The following is a 15,811-nucleotide window of genomic DNA, read 5'->3' as shown; positions in this document are numbered from 1 at the left end:
CAGCCATCCGGAGACCGGCGCAGCCCGATACCCCGCTGCGGGGTGCCGGTCGTGTCAGGCCCCGCAGCGGCGATCGAGGAGAAGAAGCTCGCGCAGCAGCATGCGAGGTACAGTAACGACAACTCAGCTCCTCAGACAACCTGAGGGGTGGAAAGGTGAACCTCACATGTCACAAGGTGTGTTGCGGCCGTCCCCCTTGGTCGAACAGGCCACCACGTACCTGCACGAGCAGATCTCCAGTGGTGAGTGGCCCGTGGGGACGAAGCTCCCCGGAGAGACCACGCTGGCCAAATCCCTCGGCGTGGGGCGCTCCACCGTCCGCGAAGCCCTGCGAGCCCTCGCCGGCGCCGGGCTGGTGCAGGCCCGCCAGGGATCCGGTGTCTTCGTCATCGCGACCAGGCCCAAGGAGGACTGGTCCACCCAGCTTCGGCAGGCGGCCATCACCGATGTGTACGAAGTACGCATGCTCGTCGAAGTCGAAGCCGCGCGGTTGGCGGCCCGGCGTCGCACCGAGGCAGACGTCACCGCCCTCCGGGGAGCCCTGGCCCGGCGCCGCGCAGCAGGGAGCGCCGACAACGCCGAGTTCATCGAGGCCGACATCGCGCTGCACGAGGCCGTGGTCGCCGCGGCGCACAACCCGGTGCTGACCGGGCTGTTCACCGAGTTCGTACCGGTGCTGAAGCAACAACTGCTCGATCTGGTCGAGTTGCTCAACCTGCGCACCGGCGATCCCCACCATGGCGACGAGGGCCACGCCGTCCTCGTGAATGCCGTGGCGAGGGGAGACGCCGAGGCCGCCGGACGCGCGTTGCGGGACGAACTCGAGCAGACCCTCACCCTCCTCCACTCCCTGTGATCCCGTCGCTCTGCGGGCCCGTCGTACGGGAACTGCCTGGCGATCGGTGCCATGGCGGCCACGGAGAGGGCGGAGAGCGCCCGGAACGGTCCGCGCCAGCCCATGAGCTGTCCGGTGACGGCGCTGAGCGGCACGCCGACGACGCAACAAGTCGCCCACCTGAGAACGCGACGCCTGCGGCGGACCGCCCGCTTCACCGGCCCTCGTCGCTCCCAGGCGGCACCTCGCCATAAGGCGGCGGGGCCTCACCCGCGGTCGTCACCTCGAAGGTGTTGAGGAAGTCGCAGACCAGTTGGTAGAAGCCGACGGTGACGACGAGATCGGCGAGCTGGTTCACCGTCAGGAAGGCGAGAAGATCCTTCCGTGCGGCGTCGTCGAGGGAGTGCCGGGCGAGCAGTCGGTCGGTGGCGGTGAGGACGGCTGCCTCGGGCGCGGACAGGTTGTTGGGCAAACCGGTCGCGGCGGCGGCGATCGCCTCCTCACCGAGTCCGACGAGACGGGCGATGTTCTCGTGATGGTGGACCTCGTACGCCGCCCGGTAGGCGTGGCCCACCCGGACGATGGCGAGTTCGCGCAAGGGGTCCGGCAGCGAGTTGCGCCGCAGCACCGCGTCCCCCAACGCCAGCACACCGGGTGCCAGCGCGGGGGAGTGCATCATCATCCGGAAGACGTTGAGCGAACCGCGAGCGGTCACCTCATCCTGCAGCTCTGGGGGCAGTGCGGAAAGGTCCGGGTACTCCATGTCCACTCCGTTCGCTGGGCGCGTTTGACTGCACAGGACGGGAATCCCCACCCAGCCCGCGTCGAACACCACGTGACGTGAAGTGATGGCTGTCGCTGCGGCGTCGTCGGTCAGGAGCTCCACTTCACCTTGAAGACCCACACGTGCTGTCCCGCCTTGCGGGCTGCCGCGGGGACGTCGATCACCAACGCTCCCTTGCTGACGGTCCAGGTCAGTGGACGGTCGTGGCCCAGCATGGTCACCGTGTCCCCGCTGCGGATCGGTACCGGCGCCTCGACGGTGAGCCGTGATCCCGGCTGTGCCAGCGAGTGGATGTAGAAGGCTCGGTCCGGGCGGACGGTGAAGCGGATGCCCTCACCCAGTTGCGCCATCTTCGACCAGTACGTCGTGTCGTAGACGGCCTCGCCGTTCGTCCGCAGCCACTGACCCGTCTCACGCAGCCGCGTCTGCATGATCTCGGGGATGGTGCCGTCGGCGCGTGGGCCGATGTCGAGCAGGAAGTTGCCGTTCTTGGAGACGATGTCCACCAGGCTCCGCACGACCTGTTCCGTCGTCATGTAGGAACCGTCGGGTGTCGCCTGGTTGTAGCCGTAGCTGAAGGGGTCCAGGCCGCGGCTGGACTCCCATTTCGCGATCACGGTGTTGTCGTAGGTCGTGTACTCGGGCGTCGTGAAGTCGTGGAAGGAGATCCCCGAGCGGTTGTTGACAGTGACGTCGATGGGACGGGCCCGGTTCTTGGCGTGGTTGAAGTACTCGGCGAGCACGTGCACGCTGTCGTTGGCGCCGCCGATGTCACACCAGATCAGCTCCGGGTCGTAACCGTGGATCAGCTCGAGCATCTGCGGGGCCTGATAGTCCTTCACGAAGTCCTTGCCCGCGCTGTATCCGGTGTAGGGCACCGGGGCGAGGGTGTACGGGTTGCGCGGGGCGTGGCCCATCCACGGGTTGTCCGGGTTGAACCACTCGGGCATCGAGAAGTAGAGGCCGCGGTGGAGCTCGGGCGTGTAGCGCCGGGACGCCTCGAACAGCTCCTTGACCAGGTCCCGCTTCGGGCCCATCTTCACGGCGTTGCGGTCGGAGACCTTGGTGTCCCAGAGGGCGAATCCCTCATGGTGCTTGGAGGTGAGCACGTGGTACTGGGCTCCCGCGTCCCGGAACAGCTCGACCCAGGCTCGGGGGTCGAACTTCTTCGCCGTGAAGCGCGGGATGAAGTCGTCGTAGGCGAAGTCCTCGCCGTAGGTGTCCCGGTGGTGGGCGTAGGTGGGGTTGTTCGGGTCCTGCATCTGGTCCCAGTACCACTCGGCGTACTGCGTGCCGACCGGCGCCCAGGCGGGCACCGAGTACACGCCCCAGTGGATGAAGATGCCGAACTTGGCGCTGTGGAACCAGTACGGAGCCTGGTGACCGGAGAGGGAGGCCTCGGTCGGCTGGTAGTCGGCGACGCCGAGGGACAGTCGGCTGCGCTGCGTGGCGGCCGGGGCGCCACGGCCGGTGACCGTCACCACGCCGTCCTGGGACGTGCCCGGTGCCGTCCCCGCGCGGTTGCGGATACCGATGCGGACGCGAGCCTGCTCACCGGGGTCGAGGCGGCGGACCGCGGCGGGCTCCACGGTCCGGGCACCCGGCACGTCCACGTGCACCGACACGTCGTCGCCGGCCAGCACGGCGGCGGTACCAGCGTTGACGACGGTGGCCTCGACGCTCTGGGCGCCGGTGGACGTCAGGAGCGAGTTCGTGGAATGGGCGTCGCGCAGGACCAGTGCGCGTCCCTGCGCGACCGGCTGGAGGGAGAGCGCGAACACGTGCAGCGAGGCCTGGTTCGGCTCGGGTGCGTGGGTGACCGGCAGGGTGACGGCGATCGCCTCGCGCTGGGGATCGACCCACACCTCCGATGTGCCGATGCCGACGCTGTGTTCGTCCTTCGCGCCGTCCGGACCGTAGCGGTACGGCGTCGACAGTGAGCCGCCCGCCGCGTACCAGTCGGCTCCGGTGAGGCCGGCCGTCGTGGTCGAACCGTCCGCGTAGTGCACCGTCGCCTTGCCCGAGGCGTTGCCGTAACTACCCGAGGTGAGGAAGTAGGCCGCCATGTAGCGGCCCTTGGGCAGCTCGATGCGCTGACCGAGCGCGACGACGTTGTTCTTGGCGCCTGCGGCCGAGGAAGGGAAGACGAAGGGAACGCCGTCCACCACCACCTGGCCCGCCGGGAGCTCCTCGCCCGGGAACGTGTAACCGGAACCGTCGTAGTCACCGCCTCGCGCGGAGGCGGTGTCGATGCCGTCGTTGTCGTAGAGACTGTCGAGCGGGACGGGGACCGGAGCGGGAACGGCCGCCCACACCCCGCTCTGCTGTTCGGCTTCCTGGGCAGCTTGGGCGTCGGTCGCGGAGGCGAAGGAAAGGGCGGCCGAGGCAGCAACACCCGCCGTGACGCCGAGGACCTGACGTCTTGGATACGTACTCATGGCGGCTCCCAGTCATCGGATGTCTTGATGATTGTGGAGGTGTGGAGACGTGTCAATGGGGAGTCTGTGCGAAGGAGGTGAATTAGAGGTCGGATGGCTGGGGGTGTCTGGAGTCCGGTCGACGGGATGCCCAGTGCCGACGCCTTCAGGGGGGCGGTTCGAGACGGTGCCTCGAGGCCCCGCGCCGGAAGCTCCAGCAAGAACCACTGCGGGCCAGGGGCGCGATCACCGTTTTCCCCGGCCCGGGATGCGTTAGCCGGAGGGGCGAACGCCCTCCACATACTCGACGAGACTGCCGGTGTGGCCCCCGTCGGCCCAGAAGGACCAGCAATTGGTGCGCGTCGGCGACATCTCGCAGCAGAACCTTCGCGGCTGCGCGGTCGCCAACCTCCGCGGCGGTGACCATCACGTCGTGGACCTCGGCGACCGAGCCGGGGTCACGCCAGCGCCGGAAGGACACGTACACCCGCTCCCGCGGCGGGAAGTCGGCAGGCATGGCGCGCCACTTGATGCCGTTGTCCACATGATCCGCAGCGTTTCCGAACCAGTGAGCCAAGCAGTCACACGCGGGGCTGTCCGAGGTGGACTCTGCCCCGGCGTTGGCGTACAACTGCGACAACAGGGCCTCCCGGGCTGCTCGTTGGCGCAGACGCAGACACCTCCAAGCTGCTCTCTACGCCGTGAGGAAGTCGATGAGCGCGCGGCCGACCCGGCCGGGCGCGTTCTCCGTGGGGATGTGGTCCGCACCCGGGATACGTACGAGCGTGGTGTGCGGGATCTCCGAGGCGAATCGCTCGGCGTACTCCACCCTCTCGTGCCCGTCGTCCTCGCCCCAGATCAGCAACTTGGGCGTCGTGGACCGCTGCAGCGCGGGAACGAGCTCAAGGGTGTATCGGTTGTCGGCCGCACCCGCCAAGGCCATCCATGAGCGGCGGACCCGCGCTTCCGTCCACGGATCCACGTACTCCGCGACCCGCTGCTCGGTGGCGGCACCGGCCAGCGACCGCGTCACCGCCTGTCGACGGGCGGCGAGCACGTCGTCGGCGGTGGTCCCCGGGTCTCGGAACCGGGCCACGTGCGGCGCCGGCCAGGAATCGTAGAGAACCGAGTTGACCAGAGCCAAGCGGGACACCTCCAGCCGATCGTGGGCGAGGAGATGCTGGGCGATCGCGCCGCCGATGTCATGACCCGCCACGACGATCGGCCCGGAGAGCCCCACCGCTGACGCGAATCGCGTCACCCAGTCCGCAAGGGCCGGGACCGTGGCCGTTTCCGGGGTGAGTTCGCCGCCCGAGCGCCCAAGCCCGGGGAGATCGACCGCAAGGGGCCGCCACCCGGCCCCGGCGAGGTGGTCGAGCACCGGGAGCCAGACCCGGCTCCAGTACGTTCCGTGCAGCAGCAACACGGCCGGGCCGTCCTGCTCCACGGTCAGGTAGCTGGCCGTTTCGCCGTCGACCTGGACCGTGGCCCTCGACACTCTCGTTTCGGCGATTGCACTCATGGGACCACTGTGACCGGGTCCGGCCTTCCAGCCGAGAGTCCAGAAAGACACCCACAGGTATATTCCTGCCATGAGCCTGCACCGAGTGGTGGCCCTGCTCAACCCGCCGCAGTCCACCTTCGAACTCGCCTGTGCCGCCGAGGTATTCGGTACCGTCCCGCAGGACATGCCAACCCGCTACACCTTCCGGATCTGCGCCGAGCGCCCCGGCCCCCTGCAGACCACCGTTGGCTTCACGATGCTCGTGGACGCCGGGCTGACGGCCCTCCAAGAGGCGGACACCGTGGTCATCCCCGGCTGGCAGCCGCCCGGCGCACCGGCCCCGCCGGCCGTCACCGACGCACTGCGGGCCGCCCACCAGCGCGGGGCGAGGATCGTCGCCATCTGCACAGGGGCCTTCGTCCTCGCACAGGCCGGACTGCTCGACGGCCGCCACGCCACCACCCACTGGCGCCGCACCGCGCAACTCGCCGCCGCCTTCCCCGAGGTGCAAGTGGACCAGGACGTGCTCTTCGTGGACCACGGCGACGTGGCGACCAGCGCCGGAACCGGCGCGGGCATCGACCTGTGCCTGCACCTGGTACGTTCCGACCACGGCGCGGCATACGCCGCCCAGATCGCCCGGAACATGGTCCTGCCGCCACACCGGGAGGGCAGCCAACGCCAGTACGCGACACAGCCCGCACCGGCCAGGGCGGACGAGTCATTGGCGCCGCTGCTGGAGTGGGCCACCTCCCGGCTCCACACCCGGCTGACCCTCGATCGCCTCGCCCAACACGCCGGACTCTCCAGCCGGACCCTCGCCCGGCGGTTCACCGAACAACTCGGCACCAGCCCGGGACAGTGGCTGCTCGGCCGGCGCCTCGAGGCGGCACGGGTCCTGCTGGAGCGGACCGACCTGCCGGTCGAAACCATCGCCACCCGGGTCGGACTCGCCTCGGCGGTCAACCTGCGCCGCCGTTTCCGGGCCCATCTCGGCACCACGCCCAGCGCCTACCGACGGACCTTCAGCGAAACCTGACGGCGGATACGGGCGTCGAATCCGTTGTCGTGTGCGGAGAAGCCCCGACCACCACCGCGATGACCGGGCCGGGCGCATCCACGGCCACGCATCGCGTGCGGCCAGCCAACGCATGCGGCCCGAAACCTTGTTGGACCCCCTCAGGGCCAGCCTCGAAGACCGCGACAGTCAATCCTCCCGTTGCTCGGACGGATTCGACACCCACGGCTTCTGACGTGAGACAACGCTGCCTCGCAGCGCTTCTTCGAGCATCTGGGCCGGCCCGGGCACGGACTTCTCCGGTTCGGTTGGCAGGTGGCGCGCATGCGGGCCCCTGCAATCCGGACCAGAGGGTCTCGCAGGCCAGGGCTGATCGACCGTACCGGCCGTTGGTCGAGCCGTTCAGCGCAGAGCGTTGATCGCGTAGACGGTGCCGAGTGCGGCGGCCATGGTGCCGAGGAGAAGGCGAAGGAAGGTCTCAGGCAGGCGCGGTTGAAGGTGGGCACCGAGGTAGCCGCCGATGAGGCCACCGAGGCCGCAGGCGAGGCCGAGGAACCAGTCGGGGGCGATGTTGCCGCCGTGGGCCAGGGAGAGCAGGGCGTAGGTGGAGGCGCCGACCACCGACGTGGCGTAGGTGGAGGCGAGCGCGGCCGGGGCGACTTTGGAGACGGGGACGCCGCGGCCGACGAGGATGGGGCCGAGGATCGAGCCGCCGCCGATGCCGTAGATGCCGCCCACGACTCCGACCGCGAGCGCCAGGGCGGTGATCGTGTGGGGCTCAGGTTCGGGGCGTCGAGTCTCTGGGGGCTCAGGGCGCAAGGTGCGGGCGATGAGCCAGATGCCGAGGGGCAGCATGAGCGCGGCGACCAGGACGCGGAAGAGACGCGGGCCGGGCAGGGCGAACACGCGGATGACGGCTCCGAGGACCACGCCGGGCAAGGTGCCCAGCACCAGTCGGCGCACGAGTGGTCCGGTCAGGGCGCCGTCGCGTCGGTAACGCAGCAGGGCACCGGGCCCTGCCACCACGTTGTAGAGCAGGTTGGTGGGCGTGACGGCCGGGTTGGGAACGGCGAAGACGCTGAGCTGCACCGGGAGCAGGAACACTGCCCCTGACACTCCGACCGGTGCGGTCACGATGGCTATCAGCATCCCGACCGCGAGGCCTGCCACCTCCACCTGCCACTCCACCCCATGCCCCGCGTTTCCGATTGCTGTTGTCAGAGGGCAGTTCGTGATGTCAAGTCCGGCCGTTCCCGCCTTCCTTCAGCCACGTCACACCGCACGGGCGGAGTCGAACCGGCGCCGAGCCTCCTCGATGTGGTCCAGGTAGGTGCGGGTCCAGGCGCACATACCGTTGACCGTGTGGCGCAGTGCCTCGCCTGCTTCGGTGAGGCGGTATTCGACACGGGGCGGCACCACCGGATGAACGGTCCTGTCGACCAGCCCTTCCCGTTCGAGGTGCCGCAGTGTCTGGGACAGCATCTTGTGACTGATGCCTCCGACCTGCGTCTGCAACTCGGTGAACCGCAGGGTGCGGTCGGCCAGGACGTTGATGAGCAACAACGCCCACTTGTTGGCCACACCCGCGAAGACCTCACGGGCCAGCGAGTCTGCGCGGGCGAGGTCCGTGTCGGCCGGATCGCGGGCGGGGTGCTTGGTCACCACGAGGTGCCTCTCTCGCGAAAAGGTGCGTTCTTCCAGTTCGGAGCTTACTCTCCTACGGTTAGTCCGTATCTGTTGGAGACTCAGGCAGCTTGAACGGACCCCTGGAGCAACGACGATCCTCAAGACGTACGCCCGCCTTTGGGCCGACGACCTGAACACGACCCTCCCTCTGCTGGAGCGCCTGACGGGAACACGTCCGGACCTGCACTTCGCCTTCGATGAGACAGAGCTCGCCGCCATCGGTGACTTCCTGGTCATCGCCGGACCTGCCGAGGAACGCGCTCGGCATGCCCACGCCACGGCCACAGCGATTGGCTCCGACCTGGACCAGGCGCGCGTGGCACTGGACGAGACAGGCGCCGAGATCACCACGGAGGAGGCGACCAGCGCAACCGGCCGCTTCCTCTACGCCCGTCATCGGGGCGGTGCGGAGGCCGAATACGTCGAACGGAAACCGGAGGTACGGCGTCAGGTACTCGGCGCGTAGATGTCGACTTGGCCCACAGCTTGGCCGGAGCCGCTTCCCGTTCATGCGATGGTGGCTGTACGGCCGAGGCGGTGAAGTTCGAGCCCAACCTGTACTGGGGCACCACCGGGTACTGCGCCCCGTTCAGGCTCCCTACCCCAGCGCGATGATCAACGATCCCGTACCGCAGGCAGCCCCGACCGGGGACGGACGCCTGCTCGACCTCGCGTGCGGCACCGGCCGGCTCGCGTCCCGGTCCAGTTGACACACCCTTGCCTATCGGGACGAGCCCCAGTCGGCGGTGGGAAGGCAATGCCGAGGCCCAGAGCCCTCACCGATCCCCGTCCCTCGCGCTACCGTGTCGGACCATGAAGGTCCTGGTCATCGGCGGCAGTGGGTTCCTGGGGACCGAATTGGTCCGCCAAGCCCTCGCGGCGGGGTATGACACGGCCGCGACATTCGCCTCCCGGGCCGGGAGGATCCCGGGCGTCGCCTGGCATCCCCTCGACATCCGGGATCCTGCGCGGGTCGCCAGGGTCATCATCGACGTGGCCCCCTCGGTCGTTGTCAACGCGTCGAGCGGCAACGCCGAATGGGCGGTCACCGCCGATGGCGCGGTCCGCGTGGCGCTGGTCGCCGTCGAGCAGGGCTGCCGCCTGGTGCATGTCTCCAGCGATGCGGTGTTCTCCGGTGCGCACGTCCGCTACGACGAGAGCTTCCTGCCCGATCCGCTCACCCCGTACGGCGCCGCGAAGGCCGCCGCCGAGACGGCGGTGCGGCTCCTGGTGCCGGGTGCCGCCGTGGCCCGCACCTCCCTGATCATCGGACATGGCCGATCCGAGCACGAGCGCATGGTGCACGCCCTGGCGGCAGGCACCCGCGACGGGGTCTTGTTCACCGACGACATCCGCTGCCCGGTTCATGTCGACGACCTGGCAGCTGCCTTGTGGGAGATCGCGCTGTCCGACACGGCCGGGGTGTTCCACCTCGCCGGGCCGGACGCCCTGAGCCGTCACGACCTCGGCGCGCTCATCGCCCGGCGTGACGGGCTTGACGGCGCACGGTTGCCTGCCGGGCGACGCGTCGACACTTCCCTGTCTGGAGCCCTCGAGGTACGCCTCGACAGCCGCGCAACGCAGGCGCGGTTGCGGACCAGACTGCGCGGCGCCCGCGAGTTCCTCCGCGGAGACGGTTCTGGCGTCAGCCATTGCGATCAGGCGTCACCATGAGAATTGAGGCAGGGGTGTGCCCTCTCAACTAGGAAGGAACAGGGTCGTACCGGGCACGGTCTGGTGCCGTGTGGCCTGGTCTCGGAGCGGACCGACCACAGTGCGGAAACCACTTGAGCCTTCCGGAGTCTGCTGGCACGGTAGCCGCTTGTGCCTGCAACAGATGCGTCAGGGAACCGGGATCGTGAACCATCTCGAAGCGACGCGCCAGTGGTGTCTCGTCCCGGTCCCGCGTCCGGGCAGCCGCTCCGCTCAGCCGCCTTCCGGTGGTTTCTGGGCGGCCAGTCGATCTCTATGGTTGGCAGTGCCATGTCGCCTGTGGCTCTGGCCTTTGGCGTCCTGGAGGTCACTGACAGCGCGGCCTGGTTGTCCGCGGTCACCACGGCGGCCCTGGTTCCGATGCTCGCGATGCTCCTGCTCGGCGGCGGTATTGCCGACCGCTACCGGCGTGACACCGTCCTCCGCCTCACCAGCCTGGGCGCCGGCCTCACCCAGGCCGGAGTCGCACTGCTCCTCCTGACTCAGCAGCACCCGGCGTTCCTGCTCCCGCTGTCGGGCCTCAACGGCGTCTTCCAGGGACTGACCAGGCCCGCGCTGCGCGGCATCGTCGCGAATCTGACGGCGGGACGCGGCATCCAGCGGGCCAGCTCTCTGCTGGCGTCCGTCCGGAATGCCACGCAGATCCTCGGTCCGACGGCAGCCGGCCTGTTGACCGCTTCCGTGGGCGGAGGCTGGGCGATTGCCGCGGACGCTCTCTCTTTCCTCCTGGCGGCCGCGTGCTTCGCCCGGATGTCGTTGCCCGACCTGTTGCCGCGTAGCGAAGGTGGTCCGACGATGCTCGGCGAACTGCTGGAGGGCTGGAGCTACTTCCGCTCCCAGCCGTGGATCTGGGCGGTGACGTTGGCGTTCGCTGTTTTCAATGGCCTCAACAGGGGTGTGTGGCAGATCCTGGGTCCGGTGATTGCCAACGACACGATCGGTGCCGAGGGCTGGGGACTGGTGCTGAGCGCCCGTGGTGTCGGGGCGCTGATGGCCAGCGTGGTGATGGTCGAGTTGACGGTGCGCCGGCCGATGGGACCGGCGCTGGCCTCGATGTCGCTGGGTGCGCTGCCGCTGATCCTGCTTGGCGTTGGCGCGAGTACCCCTTGGCTGGCGGCGTCGGCCTTCCTGGCGGGGGTGGTCGCCGAGTTCTTCACCGTCGTGTGGGAGACCGTCAACAACACGCACATCCCCGAACGGCTGCTTTCCCGAGTCGGTGCCCACGACGAGTTGTGGTCCTCTGTGCCCGCCCCTATCGGCCAGCTGTCCACTCCCTTTCTCGTAGCGGCTTTCGGCACCGTGGCAGTCGCGGTCACCGGCGGAGGGATAGCCGCGGTGGCGATGTTCTTGCCGTTGCTGGTGCCCTCGCTTCGGCGGATCGAGATCGACCGGAACCCTGATTGACCCTCCGGGGAATGCCGCGCACGGGAAACGATGTCTGGAGCAGGCGTGTCTGAGAGACGCTCGGCGAGGGCCACGAGGGCTTCGCGGTCGCCTTCGAGGGCTTCACGGTCGTCGTCCGTGAGGCCGAGTTGTTCGAGCATCTGATCGATACCGCCTCTGACGGCCAGGAACTGCCTGCGGTCCACTGCTTGGGAACGTGGAACGGGCCAGAGCCGGTGGGTCAGGAGCCGGCAGCTGTGCAGCAACGCTCGGGCCAGCGGAATGCTCCGGGCGCGGAAACCGGCGTCGAGCGCCGTGGCCGGGCACGTGTGGGTCAGGGGGCCAGGGCCTGTTCGACGGTTGAATGGCTGGGGATGACCTGGTCCAGGCCGACGAGTTCAAGGACCCGCAGCACCGAGTCCTGTACGCCGGCCATGCGCAGCCATCCCTGAGCGTCATTCATGCTCTGGTGGGCGGTGATGAGGGCGTTGATGCCGCTGGAGTCCATGAAGGTCACGCCGCTGAGGTCCACCACGGTCCGCGGCCGCGTCATGCTGCCGTGAGACAGCAGGGCCTCGGTGAGCTCCTTCGTGACGGCGTGGTCGATCTCGCCGCGCAGAGTGAGCACCTGGATGTCGTCGACGGCGGTGTGGTCGATCGACAGGCCGGACCGGGCTGCTCCGTGGGTGTCTGTCACCGTTTCCTCGACTGCTTCTCGCTGATGGGCTCGCGGCCCCCGACGCGTTGTGCGTTGGCAGCCTGCCCTAGATCTTACGGTGAACACCTGTTCGGCCTGCACCCGTGCCGCGCTCGCGGGAATGCGAGGCGGGGTGCGGGGCCAGCGCTGTTAGACGGCGAAGTGGTGGTGACGCAGTTGGGCGCCGGTCAAGACAGGCAGTGGAACCTTCATCGTAGAAGGGACTTGCGGGTGCTCCTCCGGAGACGGGACTGCCCGCCGCCTCCCGGCGCGCCGAGGTGCGAGGGAGGCGGCGGGCAGGCCGACTGGTCAGTGGCGGCTGGCGAGGGCTTCCGCGTACTGCTGGTCGGTGACGGGTTCCGGCCAGGTGGTGCCGTCGCCGTTGCCGTCACCGACCACGAGGGCGATGTGCGCCATGAGGTTGGTGTCGGTGGCGCCGTGCCAGTGTTCCTCGCCGGCCGGGCACCTGACAGTCTCGCCGGCGCTGACGCGTACGACACTGCCGTCGCACGTGCCGACCAGACCCACGCCGTCGGTGATGTACAGGACCTGGCCCTGGGCGTGGTAGTGCCAGTTGGTGCGGGCGCCGGGGGTGAAGCGGACCAGGGCGGTGACCAGGCGGGACGGTTCAGACGACGGCTCGATCATGTTGAGGTGGACGTCGCCGGTGAACCGTTCGGCCGGGGCCTGCACGGTGGGAGTCTCGGCGACGTGTTCCATGGCACCTGTCCTTGATCATTGCTCGGGGAAGAGGTCCAACTCTGGTGGGACTGCCGCTCAGGCAGCGTCGTCGTGGCCGAGGTTGCCGCCCAGCTCACGCGAGGCTTCGACCTGTGCGAGAAGCTCCTGGGCCTTGGCCGTGACGCCCTCGATGGCGTCGGCGCCGGCGACGAAGCGCAGCGGCGGCTGGTCCTGGCCGGCGAGGGTCAGCAGGGTGTGGGCGAGCTTGGCGGGGTCGCCGGGCTGCTGTCCGTTGATGCTCTTCCAGGCTTCGACTGTGGCGGTGGTGCGCTCGGCGTAGTCGTCGATGGTCGGCTCGGGCCAGGTGGTGGAGGCGTCCACGAGCAGCTCGGTGCGGAAGTAGCCGGGCTCCACGATCGTGGTGCGGATTCCGTACGGCTTGATGTCGTGGTGGAGGGCTTCCATCCAGCCCTCGACGGCGAACTTGGAGGTCGCGTAGGCGGAGGTGAACTCCGTGCCGACCTGGCCGGCGAGCGAGGAGAGGGTGATGACGTGACCGTCGCGCTGAGCGCGCAAGACGGGCAGGACGGCGCGGGTGACGTTCATGGGCCCGTAGAGGTTGGTCTCGATCTGCCGGCGCATGTGCTCCGGGGAGATCTCCTCGAAGAAGCCGGCGAAGAAATTCCCGGCGTTGTTGATCAGGACATCGATGCGGCCGAACCGGTCGACGGCGGCCCGCACGGCCGCGTGCGTGTCGTTCAGGCTGGTGACGTCCAGCTTGGTGACGAGCAGGTTGTCCTGCGGGCCGCCCAGGGTCTTCTCGACCTCCTCGGGGCGCCGTCCGGTGGCGACGACCTGGTGCCCGGCCGCGAGGGCCTGGCGGGCGATGTCCGTGCCGAGACCGCGTCCGGCACCGGTGACGAAGATGACCTTGCTCATGAGGGGTTCCTTTTCGGGTTCCGTAGGCGGGGACCCGGTGAGTTGGGGGGAGTTGGCGGGTTGTGTTGGCCAGGCTGTGCGGCGGTGGAGGGGCTCACGCCTGTTCGGTGGGCATGATCCACAGTTCGCCGATGGCGGCATGGCGGGGACGGGTGACCATGTAGGCGACGCCGTCGGCGATGTCCTCGGCTGCCAGAACCTCGGTCGTCTCGAAGTAGGGGTCGATCAGTTCGCTGCGGACTTCGGGCTTGTTGTGCGTGCCCAGTTCGCTCTCCACGGCGCCCGGCTCGAGGACACCTACGCGCACATGGCGCTGGGTGACTTCCTGGCGCAGGGACTCGGTGAAGGCGTGCACACCGAACTTGGTGGCGTTGTAGACGCCGAAACCCTTGCTCGCCACGCGGCCGGCGACAGAGCCGATGTTGACGATGTCGGCGACCTGGCGCGGATTCTGTTCGGCGGCCTTCAGCAGGTGCGGCAGGGCGGCGCGGGTGGTGTAGAGCAGGCCCTGGACGTTGATGGCGATCATGCGGTCCCACTCCTCGGCGTCCGCGCCGACGACGGGGCCCAGGAGCATCAGGCCGGCATTGTTGACCAGCGTGTCCAGCCGTCCGAACGACTCGATGACCTGCTGTACGGCGGCCTCGGCCTGGAGGCGGTCGGTGATGTCCGCGGCCACCACCAGCGCGGTGCCGCCCGCCTGCTCGATCTCGGCGGCAAGCACTTCGAGGCGGTCCGTGCGGCGGGCCACGAGCGCCACCGAGGCGCCGTCCTCGGCGAGCCGGCGGGCGGTGGCGGCGCCGATACCACTGCTCGCGCCGGTGACGAGCGCGACGGTGCCGGTCAGTTTCGAAACCATGCGGGGTTGTCCTCTTCTCCAGACGTACGGTGTGAGGGGCAGACGGCGGGCAGCGGCAGCGACGATCTGCTACGGCCATCACGGTGCGTACTGCTCGAATGATCAGTGCCGTGCCCCGGCCCTCCATCCAGGCAACCACTCGCGAACGCCCCCGTGGGTTGTCGTAAAGGGCACCGCTCTTCCGGGGGTCTGCCAGTACCCCCTTCAGCGCGCTGACCTGCCCGGTACCGCCGTACCGTGGACCCATGGACCGCAGCAGCGAGATCCGCCAGTTCCTGCGCACCCGCCGGGCCCGGATCACCCCCGAGCAGGCCGGCCTCGCCCCGCACGGCGGCGCCCGCCGCGTACCGGGGCTACGCCGCGAGGAAGTCGCCCAGCTCGCCGGAGTCAGCGTCGACTACTACATCCGCCTGGAACGCGGCCGCACTCAGGGCGTCTCCGCATCCGTCCTGGAGGCCGTCGCCCGCGCCCTGCACCTGGACGACACCGAACGCGCCCACCTCTTCGACCTCGCCCAGCCCACCACCACCCGGGCCCGCCGCCGACGCCCCCTCGCCCCCCAAAGAGTCCACCCGGTCCTCTACCGGACCCTGGACTCCCTCAGCGTCCCCGCGGTGGTCCAGGGACGACGCACGGACGTGCTCGCCGCCAACCGGCTCGCCCACGCCCTCTACACCGACTTCGAAGCCCGGCCCCGCCGCGAACGCAACTTCGCCCGCTACGTGTTCCTCGACGAAGCCGCCCGCACTTTGTACGCCGACTGGGAACGGGTCGCCGGCGACTGCCTGGCCATGCTGCGCCTGTACGCCGGACGCCACCCCGACGACCCGCAGCTCACCGAGCTGATCGGCGAACTGTCCCTGCACAGCGACACCTTCCGCCGCATGTGGGCCGATCACGACGTCGTCGCCCACACCACCGGCACCAAACACCTCCACCACCCGATCGTCGGCGACGTCACCCTCGACTACCTGGTTCTGGCCGTCGAAGGCGACCCCGAACAGACCCTCACCATCTACACCCCCGAACCCGCTTCCCCTTCCGCCGAAGCCCTCGGCCTTCTCGCCAGCTGGACCGGTAATTCGGCCACCGGGCCGCGCACCCGTGAAGAGAAGACCGACTCAGCCGGCTGACCACGGGCGGCGAGCACGCCTCGTGAGGCACGGACCGCCGACAGCTTCCCCCCAAGTGTGAGGCGCCAGTGCCGGTCACTTACCGAGGAGCGGCACCTGCGCTACGTCGATGGCGACCGACCACGCAAGGCGACAGCTCGTCGTCTCCGTCCATGCCCACCA

Annotated in this window: 15 protein-coding genes; 6 read left to right on the top strand and 9 right to left on the bottom strand. The window is 69.1% G+C overall.

All coding sequences use genetic code 11. The annotated features are described in order from the left end of the window. Positions 1-166: 166 nt before the first annotated feature. The gene (locus tag ABZ027_RS04490) at positions 167-856 is read left to right on the top strand and encodes an FCD domain-containing protein (protein ID WP_356764252.1); all 690 of its coding nucleotides are present in this window, start codon (positions 167-169) and stop codon (positions 854-856) included. Between the two features lie 193 nt (positions 857-1,049). Here the strand turns inward: ABZ027_RS04490 and ABZ027_RS04485 are convergent, their stop codons facing one another. The 3 genes from ABZ027_RS04485 to ABZ027_RS04475 form a co-directional block, all read right to left on the bottom strand. Continuing rightward, positions 1,050-1,598 (bottom strand): carboxymuconolactone decarboxylase family protein, encoded by a 549-nt coding sequence (locus tag ABZ027_RS04485; protein WP_356764250.1) that lies wholly within the window; start codon positions 1,596-1,598, stop codon positions 1,050-1,052. 110 nt (positions 1,599-1,708) lie between these two features. Next, complete coding sequence (locus tag ABZ027_RS04480; protein WP_356764248.1) at positions 1,709-4,057, bottom strand: alpha-L-fucosidase; 2,349 nt, start codon at positions 4,055-4,057, stop codon at positions 1,709-1,711. 673 nt (positions 4,058-4,730) lie between these two features. Continuing rightward, positions 4,731-5,558, bottom strand: coding sequence for an alpha/beta hydrolase (locus ABZ027_RS04475; RefSeq protein WP_356764246.1), 828 nt, complete (start codon positions 5,556-5,558; stop codon positions 4,731-4,733). A gap of 70 nt (positions 5,559-5,628) precedes the next feature. Between ABZ027_RS04475 and ABZ027_RS04470 the strand changes: the two genes are divergently transcribed. Continuing rightward, positions 5,629-6,579, top strand: a complete 951-nt coding sequence (locus ABZ027_RS04470; RefSeq protein ID WP_356764244.1) for a helix-turn-helix domain-containing protein — start codon at positions 5,629-5,631, stop codon at positions 6,577-6,579. A gap of 381 nt (positions 6,580-6,960) precedes the next feature. Here ABZ027_RS04470 and ABZ027_RS04465 read toward each other — a convergent pair whose 3' ends face one another. Continuing rightward, positions 6,961-7,707 (bottom strand): sulfite exporter TauE/SafE family protein, encoded by a 747-nt coding sequence (locus ABZ027_RS04465; protein WP_356764435.1) that lies wholly within the window; start codon positions 7,705-7,707, stop codon positions 6,961-6,963. A 123-nt stretch (positions 7,708-7,830) separates the two neighbouring features. Continuing rightward, on the bottom strand, positions 7,831-8,223 hold the full coding sequence (locus tag ABZ027_RS04460) for a helix-turn-helix domain-containing protein (RefSeq protein WP_356764242.1): 393 nt from the start codon (positions 8,221-8,223) through the stop codon (positions 7,831-7,833). 115 nt (positions 8,224-8,338) lie between these two features. Here ABZ027_RS04460 and ABZ027_RS04455 point away from each other — a divergent pair, with 115 nt between their 5' ends. The 3 genes from ABZ027_RS04455 to ABZ027_RS04445 all read left to right on the top strand — a co-directional run bounded on the left by ABZ027_RS04455 (position 8,339) and on the right by ABZ027_RS04445 (position 11,361). Then, positions 8,339-8,710 carry a VOC family protein gene (locus ABZ027_RS04455; protein ID WP_356764433.1) on the top strand — a complete coding sequence of 124 codons (372 nt, stop codon included), beginning with the start codon at positions 8,339-8,341 and terminating at the stop codon, positions 8,708-8,710. Between the two features lie 347 nt (positions 8,711-9,057). Beyond that, on the top strand, positions 9,058-9,918 hold the full coding sequence (locus ABZ027_RS04450; protein ID WP_356764240.1) for a sugar nucleotide-binding protein: 861 nt from the start codon (positions 9,058-9,060) through the stop codon (positions 9,916-9,918). A gap of 150 nt (positions 9,919-10,068) precedes the next feature. Then, positions 10,069-11,361 carry an MFS transporter gene (locus ABZ027_RS04445; RefSeq protein ID WP_356764238.1) on the top strand — a complete coding sequence of 431 codons (1,293 nt, stop codon included), beginning with the start codon at positions 10,069-10,071 and terminating at the stop codon, positions 11,359-11,361. Between the two features lie 313 nt (positions 11,362-11,674). Here the strand turns inward: ABZ027_RS04445 and ABZ027_RS04440 are convergent, their stop codons facing one another. The 4 genes from ABZ027_RS04440 to ABZ027_RS04425 form a co-directional block, all read right to left on the bottom strand. Continuing rightward, positions 11,675-12,037 (bottom strand): STAS domain-containing protein, encoded by a 363-nt coding sequence (locus ABZ027_RS04440; RefSeq protein ID WP_356764236.1) that lies wholly within the window; start codon positions 12,035-12,037, stop codon positions 11,675-11,677. Positions 12,038-12,346: 309 nt separating this feature from the next. Continuing rightward, positions 12,347-12,757 (bottom strand): cupin domain-containing protein, encoded by a 411-nt coding sequence (locus ABZ027_RS04435; RefSeq protein WP_356764234.1) that lies wholly within the window; start codon positions 12,755-12,757, stop codon positions 12,347-12,349. Positions 12,758-12,814: 57 nt separating this feature from the next. After that, positions 12,815-13,657, bottom strand: coding sequence for an SDR family oxidoreductase (locus ABZ027_RS04430; protein WP_356764232.1), 843 nt, complete (start codon positions 13,655-13,657; stop codon positions 12,815-12,817). 94 nt (positions 13,658-13,751) lie between these two features. Beyond that, positions 13,752-14,516, bottom strand: coding sequence for an SDR family NAD(P)-dependent oxidoreductase (locus ABZ027_RS04425; RefSeq protein WP_356764231.1), 765 nt, complete (start codon positions 14,514-14,516; stop codon positions 13,752-13,754). Between the two features lie 245 nt (positions 14,517-14,761). On the opposite strand from ABZ027_RS04425, the gene ABZ027_RS04420 reads away from it, so the two are divergent. Next, positions 14,762-15,649, top strand: coding sequence for a helix-turn-helix transcriptional regulator (locus ABZ027_RS04420; RefSeq protein WP_356764230.1), 888 nt, complete (start codon positions 14,762-14,764; stop codon positions 15,647-15,649). Positions 15,650-15,811 lie beyond the last annotated feature (162 nt).

This window comes from Streptomyces sp. NPDC006332 (assembly GCF_040612855.1).
Classification (GTDB): Bacteria; Actinomycetota; Actinomycetes; order Streptomycetales; family Streptomycetaceae; genus Streptomyces.
Note: the sequence above shows the minus strand (reverse complement) of the source record. Positions and strands in the feature narration are given on the sequence as shown.